Annotated in this window: 24 protein-coding genes and 1 tRNA gene; 8 read left to right on the forward strand and 17 right to left on the reverse strand. The window is 69.9% G+C overall.

From position 1 onward, the window contains the following. Nucleotides 1–16: 16 nt before the first annotated feature. On the forward strand, nt 17–1435 hold the full coding sequence (locus ASG94_RS06925; protein WP_056926340.1) for a tannase/feruloyl esterase family alpha/beta hydrolase: 1419 nt from the start codon (nt 17–19) through the stop codon (nt 1433–1435). A gap of 67 nt (nt 1436–1502) precedes the next feature. Here ASG94_RS06925 and ASG94_RS06930 read toward each other — a convergent pair. Then, a tRNA-Tyr gene (locus ASG94_RS06930) sits at nt 1503–1585 on the reverse strand. A 77-nt stretch (nt 1586–1662) separates the two neighbouring features. On the opposite strand from ASG94_RS06930, the gene ASG94_RS06935 reads away from it, so the two are divergent. Continuing rightward, complete coding sequence (locus tag ASG94_RS06935) at nt 1663–2154, forward strand: YajQ family cyclic di-GMP-binding protein (protein WP_056925581.1); 492 nt, start codon at nt 1663–1665, stop codon at nt 2152–2154. Nucleotides 2155–2249: 95 nt separating this feature from the next. On the opposite strand, the gene ASG94_RS06940 is transcribed toward ASG94_RS06935, so the two are convergent. The 6 genes from ASG94_RS06940 to ASG94_RS06965 all read right to left on the reverse strand — a co-directional run bounded on the left by ASG94_RS06940 (nt 2250) and on the right by ASG94_RS06965 (nt 7344). After that, nucleotides 2250–2519, reverse strand: a complete 270-nt coding sequence (locus ASG94_RS06940; protein WP_056925582.1) for a hypothetical protein — start codon at nt 2517–2519, stop codon at nt 2250–2252. A gap of 258 nt (nt 2520–2777) precedes the next feature. Continuing rightward, on the reverse strand, nt 2778–3419 hold the full coding sequence (locus ASG94_RS06945) for a cobalamin B12-binding domain-containing protein (protein ID WP_056925583.1): 642 nt from the start codon (nt 3417–3419) through the stop codon (nt 2778–2780). Nucleotides 3420–3555: 136 nt separating this feature from the next. Next, nucleotides 3556–4575: a sulfate/molybdate ABC transporter ATP-binding protein gene (locus ASG94_RS06950; RefSeq protein WP_056925584.1), complete on the reverse strand. Its 1020-nt coding sequence runs from the start codon at nt 4573–4575 to the stop codon at nt 3556–3558. Nucleotides 4576–4602: 27 nt separating this feature from the next. Next, nucleotides 4603–5412: a sulfate ABC transporter permease gene (locus ASG94_RS06955; RefSeq protein ID WP_056925585.1), complete on the reverse strand. Its 810-nt coding sequence runs from the start codon at nt 5410–5412 to the stop codon at nt 4603–4605. Beyond that, nucleotides 5405–6286, reverse strand: a complete 882-nt coding sequence (cysT, locus tag ASG94_RS06960; RefSeq protein ID WP_056925586.1) for a sulfate ABC transporter permease subunit CysT — start codon at nt 6284–6286, stop codon at nt 5405–5407. Before cysT ends, ASG94_RS06955 begins: the two co-directional genes overlap by 8 nt. Further along, a complete protein-coding gene (locus ASG94_RS06965) occupies nt 6286–7344 on the reverse strand; it encodes a sulfate ABC transporter substrate-binding protein (protein ID WP_056925587.1) in 1059 nt (352 codons plus the stop codon). Before ASG94_RS06965 ends, cysT begins: the two co-directional genes overlap by 1 nt. Nucleotides 7345–7570: 226 nt before the next feature. On the opposite strand from ASG94_RS06965, the gene ASG94_RS06970 reads away from it, so the two are divergent. After that, nucleotides 7571–9502 (forward strand): 2-oxoacid:acceptor oxidoreductase subunit alpha, encoded by a 1932-nt coding sequence (locus ASG94_RS06970; protein WP_056925588.1) that lies wholly within the window; start codon nt 7571–7573, stop codon nt 9500–9502. Further along, entirely contained in the window at nt 9499–10629 is a 1131-nt protein-coding gene (locus ASG94_RS06975) for a 2-oxoacid:ferredoxin oxidoreductase subunit beta (protein ID WP_082623979.1), read from the forward strand. The genes ASG94_RS06970 and ASG94_RS06975 overlap by 4 nt, the downstream gene beginning before the upstream one ends. Nucleotides 10630–10746: 117 nt before the next feature. On the opposite strand, the gene ASG94_RS06980 is transcribed toward ASG94_RS06975, so the two are convergent. Next, entirely contained in the window at nt 10747–11163 is a 417-nt protein-coding gene (locus tag ASG94_RS06980) for a hypothetical protein (RefSeq protein ID WP_056925589.1), read from the reverse strand. Between the two features lie 107 nt (nt 11164–11270). On the opposite strand from ASG94_RS06980, the gene rarD reads away from it, so the two are divergent. Further along, a complete protein-coding gene (gene rarD / locus ASG94_RS06985) occupies nt 11271–12179 on the forward strand; it encodes an EamA family transporter RarD (RefSeq protein ID WP_056925590.1) in 909 nt (302 codons plus the stop codon). Nucleotides 12180–12201: 22 nt separating this feature from the next. Next, the gene (locus ASG94_RS06990) at nt 12202–12723 is read left to right on the forward strand and encodes an SGNH/GDSL hydrolase family protein (RefSeq protein ID WP_162260792.1); all 522 of its coding nucleotides are present in this window, start codon (nt 12202–12204) and stop codon (nt 12721–12723) included. 259 nt (nt 12724–12982) lie between these two features. Here ASG94_RS06990 and ASG94_RS06995 read toward each other — a convergent pair whose 3' ends face one another. From ASG94_RS06995 to ASG94_RS07005, 3 genes are all read right to left on the reverse strand, one after another. Next, nucleotides 12983–13873 carry a sensor histidine kinase gene (locus ASG94_RS06995; RefSeq protein ID WP_082623980.1) on the reverse strand — a complete coding sequence of 297 codons (891 nt, stop codon included), beginning with the start codon at nt 13871–13873 and terminating at the stop codon, nt 12983–12985. Between the two features lie 297 nt (nt 13874–14170). After that, nucleotides 14171–14641, reverse strand: a complete 471-nt coding sequence (locus ASG94_RS07000) for an NUDIX hydrolase (RefSeq protein WP_056925593.1) — start codon at nt 14639–14641, stop codon at nt 14171–14173. Between the two features lie 66 nt (nt 14642–14707). Next, complete coding sequence (locus ASG94_RS07005) at nt 14708–15361, reverse strand: pyridoxine/pyridoxamine 5'-phosphate oxidase (RefSeq protein ID WP_156411449.1); 654 nt, start codon at nt 15359–15361, stop codon at nt 14708–14710. 58 nt (nt 15362–15419) lie between these two features. Here ASG94_RS07005 and ASG94_RS07010 point away from each other — a divergent pair, with 58 nt between their 5' ends. After that, nucleotides 15420–16070 (forward strand): CG0192-related protein, encoded by a 651-nt coding sequence (locus ASG94_RS07010; RefSeq protein ID WP_056925595.1) that lies wholly within the window; start codon nt 15420–15422, stop codon nt 16068–16070. Nucleotides 16071–16344: 274 nt separating this feature from the next. Next, nucleotides 16345–16899 carry a hypothetical protein gene (locus ASG94_RS07015; RefSeq protein ID WP_156411450.1) on the forward strand — a complete coding sequence of 185 codons (555 nt, stop codon included), beginning with the start codon at nt 16345–16347 and terminating at the stop codon, nt 16897–16899. 123 nt (nt 16900–17022) lie between these two features. Here ASG94_RS07015 and ASG94_RS07020 read toward each other — a convergent pair whose 3' ends face one another. The 6 genes from ASG94_RS07020 to nuoL all read right to left on the reverse strand — a co-directional run bounded on the left by ASG94_RS07020 (nt 17023) and on the right by nuoL (nt 24491). Beyond that, nucleotides 17023–17505: a hypothetical protein gene (locus tag ASG94_RS07020; RefSeq protein ID WP_056925597.1), complete on the reverse strand. Its 483-nt coding sequence runs from the start codon at nt 17503–17505 to the stop codon at nt 17023–17025. A gap of 257 nt (nt 17506–17762) precedes the next feature. Further along, nucleotides 17763–18314 (reverse strand): hypothetical protein, encoded by a 552-nt coding sequence (locus ASG94_RS07025; protein ID WP_156411451.1) that lies wholly within the window; start codon nt 18312–18314, stop codon nt 17763–17765. A gap of 102 nt (nt 18315–18416) precedes the next feature. Next, on the reverse strand, nt 18417–19424 hold the full coding sequence (locus ASG94_RS07030; RefSeq protein WP_056925599.1) for a polyprenyl synthetase family protein: 1008 nt from the start codon (nt 19422–19424) through the stop codon (nt 18417–18419). Beyond that, nucleotides 19421–21013 carry an NADH-quinone oxidoreductase subunit NuoN gene (gene nuoN / locus ASG94_RS07035; RefSeq protein WP_056925600.1) on the reverse strand — a complete coding sequence of 531 codons (1593 nt, stop codon included), beginning with the start codon at nt 21011–21013 and terminating at the stop codon, nt 19421–19423. Before nuoN ends, ASG94_RS07030 begins: the two co-directional genes overlap by 4 nt. After that, nucleotides 21010–22584 (reverse strand): NADH-quinone oxidoreductase subunit M, encoded by a 1575-nt coding sequence (locus tag ASG94_RS07040; protein ID WP_056925601.1) that lies wholly within the window; start codon nt 22582–22584, stop codon nt 21010–21012. Before ASG94_RS07040 ends, nuoN begins: the two co-directional genes overlap by 4 nt. Then, complete coding sequence (nuoL, locus tag ASG94_RS07045; protein WP_235537223.1) at nt 22581–24491, reverse strand: NADH-quinone oxidoreductase subunit L; 1911 nt, start codon at nt 24489–24491, stop codon at nt 22581–22583. Before nuoL ends, ASG94_RS07040 begins: the two co-directional genes overlap by 4 nt. Between the last annotated feature and the right edge of the window lie 42 nt (nt 24492–24533).

Consider the following 24533-nt stretch of genomic DNA (forward strand, 5'->3'; position numbering starts at 1 on the left):
TCACAGGGTGGACCGCATGACCCCTCCTCCGCACCTCATCGCCCGGGCCACCGCCCTCGTCGTGCTCACCGGAGCAGCGCTGGCCGGCACGCTGCCCGGCGCCGCCGCCCACGCCGGACCGGACGCCTCCGCCACCCGCCAGCACCCGGCCGGGCCAGGCTGGTGCGCGGCCCACGACGCGCTCGTGGTGAAGGGCGCCGAGCTCCAGGTCTCGGCCTGCCTCGACGACCTCACCACCGCCGGCACGGTCGCGTCCGGCCACACCAACCAGGCCGACTGGAACGGCCTGCACGCGGCCGGCACCCGCAACCCGACCGGCGTCCCGGGGATCCAGGTCGACGGCTACTTCCCGGACACCTCGACCACCAACACCAACCACGGGTGGAACCACGACGCCCAGTTCGTCATCCGGCTCCCCGAGGAGTGGAACGGCGGGATCGTCGTCACCGGCGCCCCCGGCGTGCGCGGGCAGTACGCGAACGACTTCATCATCAGCGACTGGGTGCTGAGCAAGGGCTACGCGTTCGCCTCCACCGACAAGGGCAACACCGGGCCGGCGTTCCACCGCGACGGCTCGACGCCCGGCGGCTCGATCCGCGAGTGGCACCAGCGGGTCACCGAGCTGACCCGCGCGACGAAGCGCGTGGTCCGCCAGGCGTACGGCGCACAGCCCGAGCGCACCTACATGGCCGGCATCTCCAACGGCGGCTACCTCACGCGCTGGCAGCTGGAGAACAACCCGCAGCTCTTCGACGGCGGCCTCGACTGGGAGGGCACCCTCTTCCGCGCCGAGGGCCCGAACCTGCTCACCTTCCTGCCGACGGCGCTCAAGAACTACCCGGCGTACGCCGCGACCGGGGACGCCGCGGCCCACGACGCGATCATCGGCGCCGGCTTCGCGCCGGGGTCGGAGTTCCTGTGGGCCTTCCACCACTCCTACTACTGGGACCTCACCCAGCGGATCTACCGTGAGGAGCTCGACCCCACGTGGGACGGCGCGCTGGACGCCGGCGTCCCCTTCTGCGCCAGCGGAACGCCGGCGTGCGACGCGGACTACGACTACGCCTCACGCCCGCAGTCGGTGAAGGACGCCGTCCGGTCCATCTCGCTGACCGGTCGCATCCGCCGCCCGATGATCACCGTGCACGGCTCCCTCGACACCCTCCTGCCGCCGGCCGTCGACTCGGACGTGTACGACGCGCTGGTCGACCGCGCCGGGAGCGGACGGCTGCACCGCTACTACCTCGTCGAGGACGGCACGCACACCGACGGCCTCTACACCGCCTACCCGGACCGGCTGCGTCCGCTGCTGCCCTGCGCCCGGGACGCCTTCGACCTGCTGACCGCCTGGGTGGAGGACGGGGTGGCGCCGCCCGCCGACGGCCTCCGTCCCCGGCCGGCGGACGGCGACCTGCTCAACACCTGTTCGCTCTGAGCCACGAGGCGACAGGCCCCCGGACGCACTGAACGGCCGGACCCGTGCGGGTCCGGCCGTTCGTGTGTGGCAGATGAAGGATTCGAACCTTCGAAGGCGTAAGCCGACGGATTTACAGTCCGCTCCCATTGGCCGCTCGGGCAATCTGCCAGTGCGTCACCCCTGTGGGGATCGACAGCAAGAGAGGATAGCGTCTGTCCGACGTACAGGAGAAACCGGAGGGACCCATGGCCGACTCGAGCTTCGACATCGTGAGCAAGCTGGACCGTCAGGAGGTCGACAACGCGCTGGGACAGGCCGCGCGGGAGATCGCCACCCGCTTCGACTTCAAGGGCACGGGCGCCACGATCGAGTGGCAGGGCGAGCAGGCCATCGAGATCACGGCCTCCGCCGACGACCGCGCCACCGCGGTGCTCGACGTCTTCAAGGACAAGCTCGTCAAGCGCAACCAGAGCCTGAAGATCCTCGACGCCTCGGAGCCGCGCGCGTCCGGGCAGCAGTCCAAGATCTCGATCGCGCTCAAGGAGGGCATCACCTCCGAGGACGCGAAGAAGATCGGCAAGCTGATCCGCGACGAGGGCCCCAAGGGCGTCAAGGCGCAGGTGCAGGGCGACGAGCTGCGGGTGTCGTCGAAAAAGCGTGACGACCTGCAGGCGGTGCAGGCGCTGGTCAAGGCGCAGGACTACGACTTCGCGGTGCAGTTCACCAACTACCGCTGACGTCGGGGTCGCACGCGTCAAAGGTGGCCCGGGACCGCCTGGGGCGCGCTACGCCAGGGAGCCCGTGGGGGTTCCCCCGGCGCGAGCAGGTACAGCTAGCGCGCTGTGTTCCGGAAGATGCCGGCAAGCATGGCCAGCGTCTGCTGGAACCATCCGAACAGGACGTAGATCGTCAGGCCGGAGATGGTGCCGTACAGAAGTGCGACCAACGCCACGCCCGGGACGTCAGCGGCCAGCCCTCCGACCGCTCCGACCACGGTCGCCAAGCCGGTGAGGACCAGCAACAGGGTGCGAATCGCGCCGATGGTGGTCACGAGTCGCTCCGCCTGTGCCGTCGGATCGTGAGGAGCCTGCAGGTTGGTCATCGATCTCCCGTTTCGAAGGTGTTGAAGCTCCTGCGAAACGTAGGCCACGGCACCGGTCCCTCATCTGCGAACCGGACATTCAGGTGGAGCGGGCCAGCCCGGACCTCCCCGCTGGCACTGTCTTCGCTCGAGCGCTGCCCGACACGGCCTCCGCAAAGGAGGTGCGCAGGCGGCTCGAACGAGCTCTCGAGCGGGACCACGCCCGGCTGCGGTCGGCCGCCGAGGAGGCCGGGTCGACGTCGTGCCCGCGCGCGCCAGCTACAGCCGAGCAGCCGTCCTCGGGCTGAGGAGGTCCAGGGCTGTCACGAGGTCGCTCGGGAGCAGGCGGGCACCGACGACGCGGGCCACCTCCTCGTCCGCGCCCCGACCGGCGATGAAGACCGGGTGGTCGTCCGAGAGCCTGGCCACCGACGTGCTGTGGGCGGTGAGCGCGGTCGCGCGCGTGGCCGCGAGGACCACCGCGTCCGCGTCGACCGCCCGGGCGGCGCTGACCAGCGCCGTGACCGGGGTGTCGGCGCCGAGGAAGAGCGTGCGCCACCCGGCCTCGCTCAACATCAACGAGAAGCAGAGCAGCATCAGGTCGTGCCTCTCGCCCGGCGGGCAGGCCAGCAGGACCCGCGGCCGTCGCTGGCCGTCGGGCGCGGGCAGCGCCTCGTGCCGGTGGGCCAGCGCGGAGAGCCGACGACGCAGCAGGTTGCTCGCGAAGTGCTCGTGGGCCACCGAGAGGGAGCCGTCCTCCCACCGCGTGCCGAGCTGGGCGAGGAAGGGGACCACGACCCGGGTCAGCGCCTCGTCGAGCGGCACGTCCCACAACAGTCCCACGAGGGCCCGGTCGGCCGTGTCCTCGTCGAAGGCCTCGATGCCCTCCCACAGCTCGTCCAGCGGACTCACGACCTTCACCTGCGCACGATAGCCCGGCGATCCCCGCCGCGGGACCACGATCCCGGACTCGACCGCGGGATTCACCTGTTCGGATGACACCGGCGGAGTACCGGCCCTCCCGGGCGGCCTCCTCGACCGGGCCCGGCCGGGCGTCTCACCCGGCCATCTCGACCTGCGAGGCCGCGCGCATGGACGGTACGACGGTCGCGCCGGCCGCCACGGTCAGCCAGACGGTGCTGCCCTCCCGGATGCCCACGGACCGGGCGTGCGTGCGGGTCATGACGACCGACACGTCCTCGCCGTCCACCGTCAACACGTGCAGCCGGACCTCGAAGCCCACGCGGAGCATCCGGGAGACGGTGCCCTCGACGGCCCCCGCGAACTGGGGTGACGTCGACACGTCGATGTCGTGGGGTCGCACGACGGTCCCGGAGAGGTGGGTGACCTCCCCCAGGAACGACATCACGAAGTCGTTGGCCGGGTCGTCGTACAGCTGGTCGGGGGTGCCGACCTGCTCGACGCGACCCTCGTTGATGACCACGATCTCGTCGGCGACCTCGAGGGCCTCCTCCTGGTCGTGGGTGACGAACACCGTGGTGACCGCGACCTCGTCGTGCAGGCGACGCAGCCACTCACGCAGCTCCTTGCGGACCTTGGCGTCCAGGGCCCCGAACGGCTCGTCGAGGAGCAGGACGCTCGGCTCGACCGCCAGCGCGCGGGCCAGGGCCATGCGCTGGCGCTGGCCGCCCGAGAGCTGGGAGGGCAGCCGGTGCGCGAACTGCGAGAGGTGGACGAGCTTGAGCAGCTCGTCGACCCGCTCGGCGATCTCCGCCTTGGGGCGCTTGCGGATCTCGAGGCCGAAGGCGACGTTCTTGGCCACCGTCATGTGCTTGAAGACGGCGTAGTGCTGGAACACGAAGCCGACGTTGCGCTTCTGCGGGGGCAACCGGGTGGCGTCGGTACCCTCGATCGTCACGGTGCCGGTGTCGGCGGTGTCGAGGCCGGCGATGATGCGCAGCAGGGTGCTCTTGCCACCCCCGGACGGCCCGAGCAGGGCGGTCAGCTGGCCCGTGGGCAGCGAGACGGAGACGTCGTCGAGGGCGACGAAGTCCCCGCGCCGTCCTGAGCCCGTCGAAGGGAAGGTCTTGGTGAGTCCGGACACGTCAATGCTCATGGGATGTTTCCTCGGGTCTCGAGAGGATCAGGAGTCGTGCTTGGGGCGGAGGAAGGCGACGACCACCAGGCAGGCGATGCTCACGAAGATGAGCAGGAAGGAGGTCGCGTAGGCGGTCGACTGCTGGAAGTTCTGGTACTTCGCCTCCACCACCAACGTGGCGGTCTGCGTGCGTCCCGTGATGTTGCCGGAGACGATCTTGACGGCACCGAACTCGCCGAGCGACCGGGCGAGGGAGAGCACGACGCCGTACACGACCGCCCACTTGATGGAGGGCAGGGTGATCCGCCAGAAGGTCTGCGGCGCGTTGGCCCCGAGGCTGCGGGCCGCCTGCTCCTGGTCGTCGCCGATCTCGTGGAGCACCGGCACGACCTCGCGGATGACCAGCGGCAGGGCCACGAAGCAGGTCGCCATGATCATGCCGGGCGTGTCGAAGATGACCTGGTACCCGGCCTCCTCGATCGACGGGCCGAACCACCCCGTGCGGCCGTTGTAGACGAGCAGCAGGGCGAGGCCGACCACCACGGGCGAGACCGACAGGGGGATGTCGATCATCGCCGACAGCATCCGCTTGCCGGGGAACTCGTAGCGCACCAGCAGCAGCGAGATGCCGACGCCGAAGAGCGTGTTGATGACGACGGCCCACAGGGCCACCATCAACGTCAGCTGGAGAGCCCCGGTGACCTGGCTGTCGGTCAGGGCCTCGACCAGGTTGCCGAGGCCGTCGGAGAAGGTCTCCTTGACGACCAGCGCGACCGGCCAGGCGACCAGGAAGAAGACGTAGCCGACCGCGAGCAGGCGCAGCAGCCACTTCGTGGGAGCGGAGACGTCAACCACGGCGGGCCACCCGCCTCTGCACCAGGTCGAGCGCCACGATCACCACGAGGGCCACGAACAGCATGACGGAGGCCAGTGCCGCGGCCGAGGCGTTGTTGCCGTTCTCGATGAAGGTCAGCACCCGCACCGAGACGACCTCGGTCTCGTAGGGACGGTTGCCCGAGAGCAGCACCAACGAGCCGTACTCGGAGATGGCCCGGGCGAACGACAGCGCGGCGCCGGCCATCACGGCGGGCACCAGGCTCGGCAGGATGATGCGCCGGAAGACGGTGAGCCGCTGGGCGCCCAGAGACGCGGCCGCCTCCTCGACGTCCGCCTCCAGCTCCTCGAGCACAGGCTGCACCGTGCGCACCACGAACGGCAGGGTCACGAAGGCGAGCGCCAGCGTGACCGCCCGCTCGGTGAAGGCCCAGTGCAGGCCCAGCGGGCTGTTGGGGCCGTAGAGGGAGAGCAGCACCAGGCCGGCCACGATGGTCGGCAGGGCGAAGGGGACGTCGATGATGACGTTGAGCAGCGACTGGCCCCAGAAGCGGTCCCGGACCAGCACCCAGGCGATGACGGTGCCCATCACGACGTTGACCGCCGTCACGAGGAGGGCCTGGGTGACGGTGAGCGTCACGGCCGCCCAGGTCTGGGAGTTGGTGAGGACCGAGAAGTACCGGTCCCAGCCCCCCTCAGCGGCCGCCGCGACCACGGCCGTGAGCGGGATCAGCACCAGGAGGCTGAACCACATCATCGTGACGCCCAGGCCCAGGGCGGCGCCCCGGGTCAGGGTGTTGCGCGGGGTGGCACGACGCGCACGCCGGCGCCGGGGTCCCTGCGGGGACTCCGGGCCGGCGGGCGTGTGCGCCCCGTCGAGCAGGGCGGTGGTCATTACTCCTCGCCGACCTTGCCCGTGTCCTGCTGGAGCTGGGTGATGATGCCGAGCGGGTTGCCGTCCTCGCCGTCGCCGAAGTACTTGTCGGCGGCCTCGCCCCAGCCGTTGAAGTCACCGTCGATGGTGAAGAGCTTCTCGGGGGCGGGGAACGGGTCGGACGGGTCGTTGGCACCCTCGACGTCCTCGATCTCGACGCCGTCCACGACCGGGCGGAAGCCCGACTGGGCGTAGTCGGCCTGGGCCTCGGGACCGGTGATGAAGTCGAGGAACGCCTGCGCGGTCTCGTCGGCGTCGACGGTGACGGCCGCCGGGTTCTCGATGAGCAGGGTGTCCGGCGGGAGGATGTAGTCGACCTCGGCGCCGCTCTGCTTGGCCAGGATCGCCTCGTTCTCGTAGGAGAGCAGGACGTCGCCGCTGCCGTCGGTGAAGGCGGTGGTGGCCTCACGGCCGCTGCCCGGCAGGGCGATGGTGTTGTTGAGCATGTCGGTCAGGAACGCGGTGGCGTCGTCCTCGGTGCCGCCGTTGCCGACGACGTGGGCCCACGCGGCGAGGATGTTCCAGCGGGCCGAGCCCGACGAGCCCGGGTTGGGCGTGATGATCTCCACACCCGGCTTGACGAGGTCGTCCCAGGTCTCGATGCCCTCCGGGTTGCCCTTGCGGACCACGAAGACGACGACCGAGGACGTGGCGATGCCCTTGGTCGGGGTGTCCTTCCAGTCCTCGGCGACCAGGCCCTCGTCGACCAGGCGGGTCACGTCGGTCTCGAGGGAGTAGTGGACGACGTCGGCGTCCGCGCCGGAGACGACCGCGCGGCTCTGGTCACCGGACGCGCCGTACGACGTGGCGAACTCGGCGCCCTCGCCCTCGGAGGTGGCCTGGAAGTCCTCGAAGACGGGCTCGTTGGCCGCTTCCATGACGGAGAACGCGTTGACGTCGATCGTGTCGGTACCGCCCTCGGCCGCGCCGCTCGAGTTGGTCGAGCACGCGGTCAAGGCCAGCATCCCGGTGAGTGAAGCGGCGACCAGCCGCCGGGAGGCCTTGCGGGGGATGAACATGGGGAGCTCGCTTTCGGACGTCCCGAGATGGACAGTTACTGACTAATGTCGAGCAGGCTACATGACTTAGGAGGGTTTCCCGCTTCCTTTCACCACTTCTCGGGACGTGTCGCGCATCACCTCCGGCGACCGGTCCACGCACCGGCGCACGAGCCGTCGTACGTGGGCCCCCTACTACAGTGGTGAGCCGGACGAACAGGCAGTGAGGCATAGAGGTGACAAGGCCGTGACCAAGCAGGTCAAGCAGCTCGATCGGGTGATCATCAGGTTCGCCGGCGACTCCGGCGACGGCATGCAGCTGACGGGGGACCGCTTCACGCAGGAGTCGGCCGTCTTCGGCAACGACCTGGTGACGCTGCCCAACTTCCCCGCGGAGATCCGCGCCCCCCAGGGCACGCTCCCCGGCGTCTCGTCGTTCCAGGTGCACTTCGCCGACCACGACATCCTCACCGCCGGTGACGCACCCGACGTGCTGGTCGCGATGAACCCCGCCGCGCTGCGCGCCAACCTCGGCGACCTCCCGGTCGGGGCGACGATCATCGTCGACACCCACGACTTCACCGCCCGCAACCTCGCCAAGGCCGGCTACGAGGCCAACCCCCTCGACGGCGACGACCTCGCGGAGTTCGCGGTGCACCCCGTCGACCTCACCGGCATGACCGTCGCGGCGGTCAAGGAGTTCGGGCTGTCACGCAAGGACGCCGCCCGGGCCAAGAACATGTTCGCCCTCGGGCTGCTGTCGTGGATGTACGGGCGCCCGACCGAGTCGACGATCACGTTCCTCGAGCGCCGCTTCGCCAAGGTCCCCGACATCCGCGACGCCAACGTGACGGCGTTCAAGGCGGGCTGGAACTTCGGCGAGACCACCGAGACGTTCATCGTCCGCTACGAGATCAAGCCGGCCCCGATGGCGGCGGGCACCTACCGCAACATCACCGGCAACCTCGCGCTGGCCTACGGCCTCGTCGCCGGTGGCGTGCAGTCCGGGCTCCAGGTGTTCCTCGGCTCCTACCCGATCACGCCGGCCTCGGACATCCTCCACGAGCTCAGCAAGCACAAGTCGTTCGGCGTGACGACCTTCCAGGCCGAGGACGAGATCGCGGGCGTCGGCGCCGCCATCGGCGCCTCCTTCGCCGGCCACCTCGGGGTGACCACCACCTCGGGCCCGGGCATCGCCCTCAAGTCCGAGGCGATCGGCCTCGCCGTGATGACCGAGCTGCCGCTGCTGGTCATCGACGTGCAGCGCGGTGGTCCCTCGACGGGCCTGCCGACCAAGACCGAGCAGGCCGACCTGCTGCAGGCGATGTTCGGCCGCAACGGCGAGGCCCCGGTGCCGATCGTGGCGCCCCGCTCCCCCGGCGACTGCTTCGACGCCGCCCTGGAGGCCGCTCGCATCGCCATCACCTACCGCACCCCGGTGATGCTGCTCTCCGACGGCTACCTCGCCAATGGCTCCGAGCCGTGGCGCATCCCCGAGGTCTCCGAGCTGCCGGCGATCGACCCCGCCTTCGCCACGGTGCCCAATCACGGCGATGGGGACGAGGCCGAGTTCTGGCCCTACGAGCGCGACGCCGAGACGCTCGCCCGTCCGTGGGCGATCCCCGGCACGCCGGGCCTGGAGCACCGCATCGGCGGCCTGGAGAAGGGCGACGGGCACGGCAACATCTCCTACGACCCGGCCAACCACGACTACATGGTCCGCACCCGGCAGGCGAAGGTCGACCGGATCGCCGCCTCGCTGCCTCCGCTCGAGGTCGACGACCCCGACGGCGCCGCCAAGGTCCTGGTCCTCGGCTGGGGATCCACGTACGGCCCCATCGGAGCCGGCGTACGCCGCGTCCGCAAGGCCGGCTACCAGGTCGCGCAGGCCCACCTGCGCCACCTCAACCCCTTCCCGCAGGACCTCGGCGAGATCCTGCGCCGCTACGACAGGGTGCTGGTCCCCGAGATGAACCTCGGCCAGCTGTCCCTGCTGCTGCGCGCCAAGTACCTGGTCGACGTCGTCGGCTACAACGAGGTGCGCGGCCTGCCCCTCAAGGCGGCCGTGCTGGCCGACGTGATCGGCGGCCTCGTCGCCGAGGCCGAGGGGATCGAGGTCGACCTCGTGACCTCCCCCGCCGGCACGGGAACCACCGACGGAGAGGACGACATCGCATGAGCACCGACAGCGCCACCGGAAGCGCCACCGACCTGGGCCTGCCCGGGCTGCGTACCGGCACCGAGGGCGTCCCCACGATCGGCGAGGGCGAGACGCAGACCGGCAAGGACTTCACCTCCGACCAGGAGGTGCGCTGGTGCCCCGGCTGCGGTGACTACGCGGTCCTCAAGGCCGTCCAGTCGTTCCTGCCCGACCTCGGGCTGCGCCGCGAGAACATCGTGTTCGTCTCCGGCATCGGCTGCTCGTCGCGGTTCCCCTACTACCTCGACACCTACGGCATGCACTCGATCCACGGCCGGGCGCCGTCGATCGCGACCGGCATCGCCACCGCCCGCGAGGACCTGTCGGTCTGGGTCGTCACCGGCGACGGCGACGCGCTCTCGATCGGCGGCAACCACCTGATCCACGCGCTGCGCCGCAACGTCAACATGACGATCCTGCTGTTCAACAACCGGATCTACGGCCTGACCAAGGGGCAGTACTCCCCCACCTCGGAGACCGGCAAGGTCACCAAGTCGACCCCGATGGGGTCGGTCGACCACCCGTTCAACCCCGTCTCGCTCGCCCTGGGCGCCGAGGCGTCCTTCGTGGCCCGCACCATCGACTCCGACCGCAAGCACCTCACGTCGGTGCTCGCCGCCGCCGCCGCGCACCGCGGCACGTCGCTGGTCGAGATCTACCAGAACTGCCCGATCTTCAACGACGGCGCGTTCGACGCGATCAAGAACCCCGACACCAAGGCCGACGCGATCATCCCGCTCGTCCACGGCGAGCCGATCCGCTTCGGGACGCCCCTGGAGTCGGGGCTCGGGTCCAAGGCCCTGGTCCGCGATCCCGCCGGCAGCGGGGTCCTCGTCGTGGACTCGGCCGACGTCGACGAGGCCGACGTCCTCGTCCACGACGCCCACCACCCCGACCCGTCGACCGCGTTCGCGATCAGTAGGCTCACCGACTCCGGCTACCTCAACCAGTCGCCGATCGGCATCTTCCGTCAGGTCGAGCGGGCGACGTACGACGACCAGGCGCGCGCGCAGATCACCACCGCCCGCGGCGGTGCCGCCGACGACGACCAGCAGTCCCGCCTCGCCGCGCTCATCGGCGCCGGCGACACGTGGACCGTCGTCTGAGCGCTCTCCCACCGAGTCACCGCGGTCCCCGGGATGCGACGACGACCCGGCGCGAGGCGCCGGGTCGTCGTGGAAAGCGGTGCGGCCCGCTCCGGGGAGTGGGTCAGCGGTCGTGTCTCAGTTGAAGAAGAGCGTCCACTTCTCGCCCTTGGTGGTGGCGTAGGTCGCGTTGCTCTTGACCTTGACCTGCCACTTCCAGCGGCCCCGATCGGGCACGGTCAGGCGGGCCTTGAAGACGCCCTTGTCGTTGACCTTGATCTTGCGGACCGTCTTGAAATTGCAGGTCTTGCAGGCCTTCTTGGTGAGCAGCACCTTGCCCTGGAACGGCACCAGGGTGCCGTCGGCCTGCGGGTTCTCGACCTTGCCCTTGAGGCGGAAGGCGTTGTAAGAGACCTGCTTCGGCGGCGTCTCGGTGATGACGCGCTCGGGCTTCGACTGCTGGGCGTTGCTCGCGGTGGTCGGGCCGGCGACGACGGCCGCCAAGCCCACGAGCGAGGCCAGCACGCCGGTTGCCACGGTGCGGAAGTTCCGCATGGTGTGTCCCCCTTGGACGGATCGGGTGTGGTCGGGCGGTGCGCAGCGCACCGCACGGTTTCGAGACCAGCCGCATCCTAGGTCATGACGCCACTAGGGTCGGAGTCGTGCAGGAATCTCGTCGCGGCTTCCTCTTCGGGGTGGCGGCGTACTCGCTGTGGGGTGCGTTCCCGCTCTACTGGCCGCTTCTGGAGCCCGCCGGTGCCGTCGAGATCCTCGCCCACCGGGTGATGTGGTCCGCGGTCACGATGGCCCTCGTCATGGTCGCGCTGCGGCAGACCTCGGCCGTCATGGCTGTCGTCCGCGACCGGCGCAGGTTCCGGCTGCTGGCCTTCGCCGCCGTGGTGATCTCGGTCAACTGGGCGGCGTACATCTGGGGCGTCAACAACGGTCGCGTGGTGGAGACGTCGCTGGGCTACTTCATCAACCCGCTCGTCACGGTCCTGATGGGCGTCCTCGTCCTCGGGGAGCGGTTGCGGCAGCTGCAGTGGGTCGCCGTCGGGATCGGAACGCTGGCCGTCGTCGTGCTCACCGTCGACTACGGCCGGTTGCCGTACGTCGCGCTGGTGCTGGCCTTCACGTTCGGCTCCTACGGGCTGGCCAAGAAGCAGGCCGGCGTCGACGCCGTCGTCAGCCTGACCGTCGAGACGGCCGTCATCGCCCCGGTCGCGGGGGCGTACGTCGCGTGGCTGGTCCTCACCGGGAGCTCGAGCATGGGCTCGGAGGGACTGGGGCACGCGCTGCTCTTCACGACGACCGGGGTGGTGACCGCGATCCCGCTGCTGTGCTTCGGGGCCGCGGCGATCCGGGTGCCGCTGGTCGTGCTCGGGCTGCTGCAGTACCTCGCTCCGGTCATCCAGTTCGCGCTCGGCGTCCTGCTGTTCCACGAGGCCATGCCGCCCGGGCGCTGGATCGGCTTCGGGCTGGTCTGGGTCGCGCTGATGATCTTCACCGTCGAGGCGGTCAACCACCGGCGCCGCCAGCTGCGCCTGGTGGCCGAGGCCTCCGCCTGTTGAGCGTCCTTCTAGGGTGGCGTTCGTGCGCACGGTGTTGGTCGGGGACAGCCACCTGGCCAGGCTGCGCCGGGAGCTACCGAGGCTCTCCGGCGACGTTCGCAATGCAGCCGAGGGTGGCGCATCCTCGCGCGACCTGCTGAGGCAGGCAGGCGCGGTCGGTCTGCACGACTCGGACACCGTGGTCCTGTCGGTGGGCACGAATGACGCTGCTCCGTGGAAGAACGTTCCCGTCTCCGAGTTCGTGCAGACCCTGTCGACGTTCATGGCGTCCCAGTCGCCGCGGCGCTGGGTGCTCGTCGCTCCACCCGGGGTGGTCGAAGGACGTCTGTCAGGAGCTCGTGACCGCACGAACGCAGTGATCGACGAGTACCGGCTGGCGGCCATCGAGGTGTGTGAAGGAGTCGGCGGGCACGTCGTGCGCACGGACCTCCTCCTCGAGTCGTCGGGCGCGAAGGCGTTCGCGGAGGACGGGGTCCATCTCAACGGGACCGGCTATCGCGTCCTGGTCCCCGCCATCACGTCAGCCTGCAGAGCACTCCAATAGCTGCGGGCCGTAGCAGGCGCGCACTGCCAACGGCACGTGCGCGCTGTCTGTGGCCGGCCGACGAGGAGCGTTTCGGCCGGCTGACGATCGTGGGGGTGACCGCGCACATGCCGGACAGCCGGGGATCGGGGCTTCGGGCTTGATGCGGCGTCAGCGTTCTCCGCACTCGCCGCGCGCCTGCGAGGCGAGCTGCAGGTCACTGACGTGTGGTTCCCCGAGACCTGGCTCGGACCGGCGGGCCGGGATGGATCGCCGGCCACTACGGCTTGACGACCTCGCGGAGGGCTTGGATGGCTCGCCCCACGGCCTCGCGGGCGGCATCGATCCGCGCCGCGCTCGAGGGTGCCGCGTCCGTCAGCGCAAGGTCGATCTCGAGCGTGGCCGCGAACAGGTCCTGGAGCACCTCGGAATGGACCGCCTCGAGGATGCGCTCGCGCTCCTCGAGGCGGGCAAGTCGCTCACTGCGCCGGATGTTGCAGACCTGGCCCAGCGACCCGGGCTGGGTGTAGAGGTCGGTCGCCGCCACCTCCACCCAGGACCAGGCGTCATCGGTGCGGACCCGGACTTCACCGACCCGCTCCGCCCGGGTCGGATCGGCGGCCAGCAGCTCCTCGAAGACGTCGAGGTCCTGCGGGTGGATGCGGTCCGTGATGGGTCTGCCCACGACCTCGTCGACCGGCCAACCGAAGAGGTTCGCGACGGCTGGACTGGCGTAGCTGACGACATGGTGCGCGTCGACCAGGACTGCGGCGTCGCTGGAACGCTCCATCAGGTGCCGGACGGCGTCGCCGAGGTTGAGGGAGGCGCCGACGATGGCGACCAGCTCACCGTTGCGGTACACGCCGCTGTCGGTGACCAGCGCGTGCAGCACCTCGCCGCCGCGGCGCCGTACCGGGAATCCACCGGACCAGGGACGGCCCTCCCGCAGAGCAGCCATGATCTCCGCCGCCGCCCGCTGGGAGAGCTCCGGCACCGTCACCTCCGTGACGTCACGCCCCACGGCCTCCGCGGCGGGCCAGCCGTACAGCTGCTCGGCGGCACCGTTCCAGAACAGCACCGTCCCCCGCGTGTCCGTCGCGATCACGGCGTGCCCGAGGGCGTGCAGCAGCTCGTCGGCAGACGGATGCACGGGGAGTGCCTCGGTATCCATGAATCCAGCCTGCACCCCATGCCTCGGGTGGGCACGAGGCGAAAGACCCTGGGTACAGCGTCAGAGACCGAAGTGCTTGGCGACATTCGCAAGGACGGCGGCGACGATGATGGCGGCGACGATGATGACGGCGGTCATGGTGTGGTCCTGTCAGGTCATTTCTCGATTTCGGGGAGGATCCCGGTCGGGTCGACCTGGGCCTCGGTGTGGCCGCTTCGAGACGCCGCCCTCCATCGGCAGGCTCGCACCGGGACGTCCTCGCCACCTCACCTCCCGTTGGTGAGATCGGCTCGACAATCAGGAGCGGACCGGCTCGGTGATGTCTACCGGCACGGGCGGCGGTCCGTCCCGCAGTAGCGCTGACAGCAGGTCTCCCAGTCCCGGCGGGAACACGGTGTCCTTCGTCTGCGACAACTGCCGGGCATGCCACCAGCGGAACCCCAGGACGCTCGTGGTCTCGTGCTCGCTCAAGTCCGCAGGGGCCGGGTCGAAGTGCTGCACGGAGTGGACGAGCCAGTCCTCATGGACGTCCACGGTCCGACCGTCGTACCGATAGGTGTGATCGCGGGTCCAGACGAGCGTTCCCATCGGCAGCTCCGCGAGCCCAGTTTCCTCGTAGGCCTCACGTCTCGCCGCCTGTTGAAGCGACTCGCCGGGCTCAACACCTCCACCAACTGGGTACCACCGCTGACGACCCGTTCGAGGGTCTGCCGCGCGAATGAGCAGAACACGATCCTCCTCGTCCAGCAGCAACAGCTTGACCGTCATCCGAGGCACGCCCGGAGTGTAGGTGCCGAGACAGACGGCGGCGCGTTCGTTCCCTTGTGTTGTTGCTCAGGGCCACAGAAGGGTCTGCACCCACCTCGATCCGCTGCCCGCATAACGGAGCCGAGCGTGCTGGCGATCCGGGTCCGCTTGCCAGAACTCCACCTGATCCGGGTTGACCGAGTAGAGCGCCCAGTTGGGCGAGACGAGTCCGGGGTGGGCTTCGAGGGCTGCCCGTGCGACCTGAACCGCTTCTCTGCACTCTGACGGGTCCGCGAGGGGCTGACTCTCCCGGCTTGCGAGTGCCACTGCGCGTGCTCCCAGACCGCGCGCCCGGAAGTCAGCGGCCGCCCGTTCGTCGGAAGCGGTGAGGACCGTGCCGCGAACCCGGACCTGGCGCCCCAGCGTTCGCCAGTAGAAGGTGAGCGCCGCGGTGGGCCGCTGCTCGAGTTGCTGACCCTTGGTGCTCGCGGAGCTGGTCGCGAACCACCAACCCTGCTCGTCGAGGTCCTTGAGGATGAGGACGCGGGCGTCAGGCCGCCCCAGCGCGTCGCAGGTGGACAGCGTCATTGCGTGCGGTTCTGCCTCGCCGGCATCAACGGCTTGCCTGAACCAGTCGACGAACAGCTCCTGCGGAGTGGCCGGGGCGCTGTTGACGTCGAAGGGGCGGGGAACCGACGACAGGACGGGTAGAGCGCGGAGCTCTGCGCGAAGCGACTGCACGAAACGCCACTGTATGAGGGAGGCATGCCGCTCCGTGGCTGGGGCCTAACGTCTTCCGGTGGCCATCCTCCATCGCGCCGACCTCCGCCCCACGAAGCTCGAACTGCTCGGCGGTTGGCTTCCGGCTCAGTCGTGGTACGTCGGGGACGAACATTCCCAGCTCGTGGCTGTCGGCGCCTACAGGTTCGACGATCCCCTGGGAGAAGTCGGCATCGAGACTCACCTCATTCGTGCCGAGGGTGGCCCGATTCTTCAGGTGCCGCTGACCTATCGCGGGGTACCGCTTCCCGGCGGCGAGCGCTTTCTGATCGGGACCACACAGCATTCGGTCCTGGGTCGACGCTGGGTCTATGACGCATGCGCAGACCCCGTCTATGCGAGCGTGCTCACCGACGTCGTTCTCGGTTACGCCACTCAGGCGGAGGAGTACGTCGAGGGCGACGGTCGCCGGGATCGGCGCACTCCCACCGTCTTCGTCACGGGCACAGGGACTGGCCCGACCGACCGTGGGGCACCAGCCGTTCGGCAGCGTGAAGACGTGGATTGTTCGAGCGATGGCAACCGCACGGTCATCACGTCGCGAACGCATGAGCTGACGCTGCTCCGCGTGGTCGATCCCGCTGCACGCACGACCCACGAGCATGCCCTCCACGGCACCTGGTCCGGTCTGGAGCAGCCAGTCCCACTGGCCACGGCGAGAGGACTCTGACGGCGCCGGATGGTCAGCGTGGGCGCCGGGCAGTCCGTTCATCAGCAGTTCCACGCGCTTCCAGCGGCACGAGCGTGCACTCTTCACAGCTCTCCCGCGCCAGGATCTCGCGGGTCGTCATTGCGGCAAACGACGACAGACGCACCCGAAGTGCGCCCCAGTTGAGCACCCGACTCGTTGCCCGCATCCGCAATTCGGCATGAGCGGACGCACGGATCACGGCAGATGAGTGCGTTCCGCACGGGCCACGTGTCGACTTCCCTAGCATCAGCCCATGAGCACGGGGCGATACCGAGTGAGCCTGGCGGCGTGCGCGGTGCTGATGTTGGCGCTGACCACGGCCGCGTGCGCGGCAGAGTCATCTCCGCCAGATGGTGCGCCAGCCGCTGTTGCCGAGTCCGAGAGCTCAGCTCACGCTGATGCGATGCGGGCGGCGGAGGGCACCTTGCGGGCCTTCTTCGCCGTGCGGAGTCAGGCACAGGACGACCTGAGCGCTCGGATTGACGCTCAGGCGCCCTACCTCACGGCGCGCGAGGTCCACCCCGGCGCGGCGTACGAGGCAGCCATGCGCGGCCGACCGACCGGCGTCACCGACACGAACGTGCGCGTCGAGCTGTCGGACTCGCGTTGGGCCGGCGACGACATCCGGATCGACTTTGAGTTCACAGGTACGAGCGTGAACTACCCCGTTGAGGGCACCGAGCTGCTGCTGGATGCGGGCTCACCCGGGGAGTCCTACTGGAACGGCACCGCGACGCTCGAGAACCGGGACGGCGAGTGGCTGATCGACGACCTGACCGTTGATTCGTCCGGGGGCAGTTTCGAGTAGACGCCGGTGACGGCCCATCTACCTGACTGCGAGGACGACGTCCGCGGCTCAAGAGCGGCGCTCTCGGCCCGCCGAGCTGACCTGGCTCGTCCTACGCCGGGCGGGACGACGGGACCCGGGTGGTCAGCCGAGCGCGATGTGGCCCCGGTAGAAGTACGTGCCGGTGGTGACTTCGTCCTTGAAGTTGAGCCGTCCGGTAGCACCGGTGAAGCCGCCGGTTCCGGACCCCACGGTGATCGGGTGCTGGCACCGTCCTTTGACCTCGACTCCTGTCGACACGTCCGGGGCCCACTTGGACTCGAACTTGTACGTCGTCGTGAAGGTGCCGACGGGCCCGCCGTTCAGACTGGCCACGACCAGCTCGCGGCCGGTCTCGATGTAGATCCCGCTAGGGGCTCCCAGATCCTTGGACGTCACGACGTCTGTGTACAGGCAGCCCTCCAGGTCGCCGGTGAGGATCAGCCCCGGATAGTCGGCGAACCCCGCGGGCGGCGTGTCGCACTCGCTACCGGTAGTGGCGTAGGTTCCCGACCCGGAGACCTGGGTGGTGCCCGCGGCGTTCGCTGGGGTCACCAGCCCCACCCCGAGCGAGCAGACCATCAGCATGCCCGGTAGCGCCAGTCGGCGAATTTTTGTACGCATGACTGCTCCTTCAGCCGTTGGGCATCTGGAGCGACGCGGGTTCGCCGTACCTGACCGAGCGACCTCCTTGCCACTGTTCAGGACGATCCGGCCATCGCCTAGCCGGTCTAGACTGCGCGCCAAATGCGCCGTCCAATTGGTGCCCCACCGCATCCTGTCATCGGCATGAGCGTGCACTCGTCGAGGCAGATCCGGATGGCCTGAGGTCCAAGGACTCCGGCTCAGGACGATCGGTCCCGTTCGATCGCCGCCTGCAACGCCGAGGGGTACACGACGGTTCCGCACGTCGGGCAGGGTTCCTGGATCGCGTCGAGGTCCTGCAGCACCTCCGCGAGGTCCGTGCGCCCTCTCATGGCGGCCACCGATGCCAGTAGGTACCGCAGGTCTGCATTGGTCTTGCAGGTCTTGAGGCGCTCGAGCGCAAGGGTCAGTCCCCGGCGCATCGCTGTCCTGAAGGCCGGTTCCAAGTCGCTCGGCACGTCGGAGGCGTAAGTTGCGATCAGTCCGGCGACGATGAGGTATTCGTCCGCATCCGCCGGGTCTAGGCGCCCTGCGAAGTCCATCAGGTAGGGGACAGCGGCGAAGGCGGCGTCGTACGTCGTCTCCTCGGCGCAGATCTCCGGCCACATCTCCCGGAAGAGCTCGAGGTCCGACGGGTCGTCGCCGAGGTCCCGGAGCGCCTGCGGAACCGGATACGCACCGGGCCCCATCCGGGTCCACAGTCGGCTCCATCTCGGGCTGTCCAAGGGCAGTCGATGTGAGTCGTCGGTCATGCGAGCCATTCTGGATGATGCGCTACCGGACACGCTGACATCGGCAGATCCCGGCACGCGAGGTCACCCATCGGCCCACCCAGCCAGACGGGGCGGTCTGCCTCAGGAGGTGCGGCTGGCGACGATGTCGGCGAAGGACTCGAGCGCGGTGCGGACCGGCCCGGGCTCCAGGACGCCGAGCAGCGCCTTGGCCCGCTCGGACTCCGCGACCACGTAGGCCCGCGCCTCATCCATGGCCGGGTGCTTGCGCAGCAGGTCGAGGGCCTCGGCGCGCAGGGTGTCGTCGGTCAGGTCGGCGTCGAGGAGCTCGTGCAGCCGGGCGTCCGCGGGGTCGGTGGAGGCGCGCGCCATGAGCACCGGCAGGGTCGGCACGCCCTCGCGCAGGTCGGTGCCGGGGGTCTTGCCCGACTCGGTCGACTCGGAGGCGATGTCCACGATGTCGTCGGAGAGCTGGAAGGCCGCGCCCACGATCTCGCCGTACCCGCGCAGGGCGGTGCGCACCTCGGCGGAGGCGCCTCCGAACATCGCGCCGTACTCGGCGGAGGTGGCGATCAGGGAACCGGTCTTGCCGGCGACGACCTCGAGGTAGTGCTCGAGCGGGTCCTCGTCGGGCCCCGGCTCGACGGTCTCGAGGATCTGGCCCTCGACCAGCTCGGTGAAGGTGCGCGACTGGATGAGCACGGCCTCAGGGCCCAGCTGCGCGGTCACCTCGGACGACTTCCCGAACAGGTAGTCCCCGGTGAGGATCGCGACGTGGTTGTCCCAGCGGGCGTTGGCCGTGTCGGCCCCACGCCGCATGGCGGCCTCGTCCATCACGTCGTCGTGGTAGAGCGACGCCACGTGGGTCAGCTCCACCACGCAGGCCGCGGCCAGCACCTCGTCCGCGTCGGGGGTGTCCCCCGCCTCGGCCGCGAGCAGCACGAGCAACGGGCGGAAGCGCCTGCCTCCGGCGCGCATCAGGTGGCCGGCGGCCTCGGAGACGTACGCCGTCCGCGCACGGGTGTGCCCGACGAGCATCTCCTCGACGACCTCGAGCCGTGCGGAGAGGCGTCGTGCGAGGGCCTCGTCGACGACGGGGAGCGCCAGCGCCGGCGCGGAAGGGGTGGTCACCTGATGAATTGTCCCGCAAGACCCGCCAGATCGAGCAACGGGCCCGGCAGGATCCCCAGCATCAACGTCGCAGCGGCACCCAGCGCGATGGTCGTCGCGGTGAGCACGCTCGGGTACGCGACGGTGGGTCCGTCCCCGACCGGCTCGTCGAAGTACATCGCCTTGATGACCCGGATGTAGAAGAAGGCGGCGATGATGCTGGCCAGCACGGCCACGATCACGACCGGCCACGCCCCGGCGGCCAGGGCCACCGAGAACACCGCGAGCTTGCCCACGAAGCCGGAGGTCAGCGGGATGCCGGCCATCGCCAGGAGGAAGAACGCGAACACGCCGGCCACGACGGGCGACTCCTTGCCCAGGCCCGACCACCGCGACATCGCCGTGGCCTCGCCGCCCGAGTCCCGGACCAGGCCGACCACCGCGAAGGCGCCCAGCACGGCGAAGCCGTAGGTCGCGAGGTAGAACAGCACCGCCTGCAGGGCGGTCAGCTCACCGTCGGCCAGCGCCGACGTCTGCTGGACACCGAGGACGCCGGTGAGCAGGAAGCCGGTGTGGGCGACCGAGGAGTAGGCCAGCATCCGCTTCATGTCGGTCTGGGTGACGGCGAGCACGGCGCCGAGCAGCATGGTGAGGATCGCGATGATCCACATCATCGGCTGCCACGACCAGCGGTCCGCGCCGAAGGCGACGTAGAAGAGCCGGAGCATCGCGCCGAACGCCGCGACCTTGGTGCCTGCGGCCATGAAGGCCGTGACCGGGGTCGGGGCGCCCTGGTAGACGTCCGGGGTCCAGGCCTGGAAGGGCACCGCACCGACCTTGAAGAACAGGCCGACGGCCAGCATGCCGACGCCGATGAGCAGCAGGGCGCTGTTGCCGGTGTCGTTGCGGACGGCCTCGTTGATGGCGGCGAACTGCATCGAGCCGGCGTAGCCGTAGACGAGCGCGACGCCGTACAGGAAGAAGCCGCTGGAGAAGGCGCCGAGCAGGAAGTACTTGAGCGCGGCCTCCTGGCTCAGCAACCGGCGCCGGCGCGCCAGGCCGCACAGGAGGTAGAGCGGCAGGGAGAGGACCTCGAGGCCCACGAACATGGTCAGCAGGTCGTTGGCCGCCGGGAAGAGCATCATCCCGAAGACCGCGAACATCAGCAGCGGGTAGACCTCGGTGTGGTCGAGCCCGCGGGTCGAGGCCTCGCGCTCGGCCTCGGTGCCCGGCAGCGCGGCCGCCTGGCCGGCGAACGCCGAGACGCCGCCGTCGAGGTGCCGCTCCGCGAAGAGCAGGGTCCCGCCCAGGGCGAGGACCAGGACCAGGCCCCAGATGAACAGCGTGGGGCCGTCGACGGCGATGGTGCCGCCGACGGCGAGCACGCCGCGCGCGGCGCCGTCGGCGTAGACCTCGCTGTCGCGGGCGATCAGCACGACGCCCACGAGCGCGGCGACGAGCCCGCCAGCGGTGAGCAGGACCTGCGCCAGGTAGCGGGCCGAGCGGGGCGCGAACGCCTCGACGACGACGCCGAGGCAGGCGACGCCGAAGACGACGAGCAGGGGCCAGAGCTCGAAGTACTCGATCGTCGGCTTGATGAACTCGTTCACTCGTGGCCTCCCTGCGAGCTGGCCGCGCCGTCGGCTGCCTCATCGGTTGCGTGGTCGCCCGTGTCGTCCGCAGCCGGGACGGTCGGGGCTTCGTCGGTGACGCCGACCTCCGCGAGGGTGTCCTCGACGTAGGGGTTGATCGCGTCGAGCAGCGGCATCGGCACGAAGCCGAAGAGCACCAGGGCCAGGACCAGCGGAGCCAGGGTGCCCACCTCGCGACGGTCGAGGTCACGGACGTCCACCTGCTCGGGGCCGGTCATGGTGCGCTGGTAGAGCCACAGCACGTAGATCGCGGCGAGCACGATCGCGGTGACCGCGACGGCGCCGGCCCACCAGGCGTGCTGGAAGGCGGCGATGAGCACGAGCATCTCCGACACGAACGTCGAGAGGCCGGGCAGGCCGCACGCCGCGAGGCCGGAGATGAGGAAGATGCCGGCCAGGACCGGGGCGCCCTTCTCGATGCCGCCGCCCATGGCGCGGATCGAGGCGGTCCCCCGGCGCTGGACGAGGTAACCCGCCACCAGGAAGAGCGCGGCGGTCGCGACGCCGTGGTTGACCATGTAGAGCACCGCGCCGGAGCCGCCCTGGGTGTTGAGCACGAAGATGCCCAGGACGATGAAGCCGAAGTGGCTCAGCGACGTGAGACCGATCAGGCGCAGGACGTCGTCCTGCCCGATCGCCACCAGCGCGCCGTACACGATGGAGATGAGGGCGAGGACGACCACGGCGGGCGTCGCCCACTGCGAGGCGTCGGGAAGCAGGCCGAGGCAGAAGCGCAGCATCCCGAAGGTGCCGATCTTGTCGAGCACGCAGACCAGCAGCACCGAGGTGCCCGTGGTCGCGTGCTCGGTGGTGTCGGCCAGCCAGGTGTGGACCGGGAACAGCGGCGCCTTGATCGCGAACGCGATGAAGAAGCCCAGGAAGAGCCAGCGCTGGGTGACGGGGTCGATGTCCAGGGCTGCGAGGTCGCTGATCAGGAAGCTGGGGCGCCCCGCGTCGGCGGACACGACGTAGAACCCGATCACCGACGCGAGCATCACGAGGCCGCCGGCGAGCTGGTAGATGAGGAACTTGACGGCCGCTCCCCCGCGTCCCTCGCGGCCGAAGCCGCCGATGAGGAAGTAGGCGGGAATCAGGGTGGCCTCGAAGACGACGTAGAAGAGGAACACGTCGGTGGCGGTGAAGACGGCCAGCGACATCGCCTCGAGCGCCAGCACCCAGGCCACGAAGGCCCGGCTGCCGCCGTTGCCGGGCGCGTCGGCCTCGTGCCAGGAGGCGACGAGCACGATCGGCACGAGCAGCGTCGTGAGCAGCACCATGACCAGCCCGAGGCCGTCGACGCCCAGCGCGTAGTGCACGCCCAGGGCCTCGATCCACGTGTGGGTCTCGGTCAGCTGCATGCCGCCGTCGACGGTGTACGAAGTCAGCGCGGCCAGGACGGCCCACACCAGCGCGACGCCGGAGACGCCGACGCCGACCAGGCGCGCCGTGGCCCCCGGGAGGAAGGCCGTGACCAGCGCGCCCACGAGGGGCAGCGCGATCAGGATGGTCAGCACAGGAAGGTCGCTCATGCCAGGTTCACCGCCAGGAGGGCCAGGACGACGAGCAGGACGCCGCCGAGCAGGGACAGGGCATAGGAGCGGACGAAACCGTTCTGGACGCGGCGCAGCACGCCGGAGATGCCGCCGACCGCCGCGGAGCCGCCCTCGACGGCCCCGTCGACGCCGACCCGGTCGAAGGTGACCAGGCCGTGCACGAGGTGCAGGCCGGGCCGGACGACGACCGCGTCGTTGATGGCGTCGCCGTACAGGTCGGCGCGCGCGGCGCGGGTGGCGAAGGAGACGTCCTGCGGGGCCTCGCGGGGCACGGCCTGGCGGCCGACGAGGTACCACGCGGCACCGACGCCGACCGCGACCACCAGCACGGCGAGGATCGTGATGGCGATCGGCGCCAGCGGCGGCTCGTGGTGCTCGGCGACGCCCGTCACCGGGGCCAGGAAGTCGACGACGAAGTCACCGAGGAGCAGCACCCCGCCGAGGACCGAGAGCGCGGCCAGCACGACGAGCGGGATCGTCATCAGCTTCGGCGACTCGTGCGGGTGGACGCCCTCGGACCAGCGCTTCTCGCCGAAGAACGTCATGAGCATCAGCCGGGTCATGTAGAAGCCGGTGATGCCGGCGCCCAGGAGGGCGCAGAGGCCGACGACGAGGTTCTCGGCCAGGGCGGTCTCGATGATCTTGTCCTTGGACCAGAAGCCGGAGAACCCGGGGAAGCCGATGATCGCGAGGTAGCCCATCGCGAAGGTCAGGAACGTCACCGGCATGTACTTCGAGAGCCCGCCGTAGTGGCGCATGTCCACGTCGTCGTCCATGCCGTGCATGACCGAGCCGGCGCCGAGGAACATGTTGGCCTTGAAGAAGCCGTGGGTGAGCAGGTGGAAGATCGCGAACGGGTAGCCCGCGACGCCGAGCCCGGCGGCCAGCATCATGTAGCCGATCTGGCTCATCGTGGAGCCGGCGAGCGCCTTCTTGATGTCGTCCTTGGCGCAGCCGAGGATCGCACCCCACAGGAGCGTGACGGTGGCCACGATGACCACGACGGTCTGCGCGGCCGGCGCCAGCTCGTAGATGAAGTTGGAGCGGACGACGAGGTAGACGCCGGCGGTGACCATGGTCGCGGCGTGGATGAGCGCCGAGACCGGGGTCGGGCCCTCCATCGCGTCGAGCAGCCACGCCTGGAGGGGCACCTGCGCCGACTTGCCGCACGCACCGAGCAGCAGCAGGAGGCCGAGGGCGTTGAGCGTGCCCTGGCCGGCCTCGCCGGACACGGCGCTGATGGCCGCGAAGTCGGTGGTGCCGAAGGTGGCGAACATCAGGGCGATGGCCAGCGAGAGCCCGATGTCACCGACCCGGTTGATGACGAAGGCCTTCTTGGCGGCCGCGGCCGCGGAGTGCTTGTGCTGCCAGAAGCCGATGAGCAGGTACGACGCGAGGCCGACGCCCTCCCAGCCGAGGAACAGGCCGAGGTAGTTGGCCGACAGGACCAGCACGAGCATCGCGGCGACGAACAGGTTGAGGTAGCCGAAGAAGCGGCGCCGGCGGGGGTCGTGCTCCATGTAGGCGATGGAGTAGACGTGGATCAGCGCGCCGACGCCGGTGATGAGCAGCAGGAACAGCGCGGACAGCGGGTCGTAGAGCAGGTCCATGCCCACGTCGAGCCCACCGACCTGGAACCAGGTGTAGAGGTGCTGGCCGACCTGGCGCTCCTCCTCGGAGCGACCGAGCAGGGAGACGAACAGGGCCACGCTCAGCGCGAAGGACCCGGCCACGGTGGCGGTGCCGAGCCAGTGGCCGACCCTGTCGAGGGCACCCCGCGCCATGGCGCCGCCGAGCAGCAGCACGACGGCACCGGCCAGCGGCAGCGCGATGACCAGCCACAGCAGCGAGAACACCCCGTCGGCGGCACCGGGGTGCACCACCGGGACGGCCCCGCCCTCGGAGGCGAGCACCACGGCGCCCGC

The organism is Nocardioides sp. Soil805 (assembly GCF_001429625.1).
Classification (GTDB): domain Bacteria; phylum Actinomycetota; class Actinomycetes; order Propionibacteriales; family Nocardioidaceae; genus Nocardioides.

Coding starts and splice junctions, on each gene's coding strand:
- ASG94_RS06925 (WP_056926340.1), top strand. CDS start 17: ATGACCCCTCCTCCGCACCTCATCGCCCGGGCCACCGCCCTCGTCGTG.
- ASG94_RS06935 (WP_056925581.1), top strand. CDS start 1,663: ATGGCCGACTCGAGCTTCGACATCGTGAGCAAGCTGGACCGTCAGGAG.
- ASG94_RS06940 (WP_056925582.1), bottom strand. CDS start 2,519: ATGACCAACCTGCAGGCTCCTCACGATCCGACGGCACAGGCGGAGCGA.
- ASG94_RS06950 (WP_056925584.1), bottom strand. CDS start 4,575: ATGAGCATTGACGTGTCCGGACTCACCAAGACCTTCCCTTCGACGGGC.
- cysT (WP_056925586.1), bottom strand. CDS start 6,286: ATGACCACCGCCCTGCTCGACGGGGCGCACACGCCCGCCGGCCCGGAG.
- ASG94_RS06965 (WP_056925587.1), bottom strand. CDS start 7,344: ATGTTCATCCCCCGCAAGGCCTCCCGGCGGCTGGTCGCCGCTTCACTC.
- ASG94_RS06975 (WP_082623979.1), top strand. CDS start 9,499: ATGAGCACCGACAGCGCCACCGGAAGCGCCACCGACCTGGGCCTGCCC.
- ASG94_RS06980 (WP_056925589.1), bottom strand. CDS start 11,163: ATGCGGAACTTCCGCACCGTGGCAACCGGCGTGCTGGCCTCGCTCGTG.
- ASG94_RS06995 (WP_082623980.1), bottom strand. CDS start 13,873: ATGGATACCGAGGCACTCCCCGTGCATCCGTCTGCCGACGAGCTGCTG.
- ASG94_RS07000 (WP_056925593.1), bottom strand. CDS start 14,641: ATGACGGTCAAGCTGTTGCTGCTGGACGAGGAGGATCGTGTTCTGCTC.
- ASG94_RS07015 (WP_156411450.1), top strand. CDS start 16,345: ATGAGCACGGGGCGATACCGAGTGAGCCTGGCGGCGTGCGCGGTGCTG.
- ASG94_RS07020 (WP_056925597.1), bottom strand. CDS start 17,505: ATGCTGATGGTCTGCTCGCTCGGGGTGGGGCTGGTGACCCCAGCGAAC.
- ASG94_RS07025 (WP_156411451.1), bottom strand. CDS start 18,314: ATGACCGACGACTCACATCGACTGCCCTTGGACAGCCCGAGATGGAGC.
- ASG94_RS07040 (WP_056925601.1), bottom strand. CDS start 22,584: ATGAGCGACCTTCCTGTGCTGACCATCCTGATCGCGCTGCCCCTCGTG.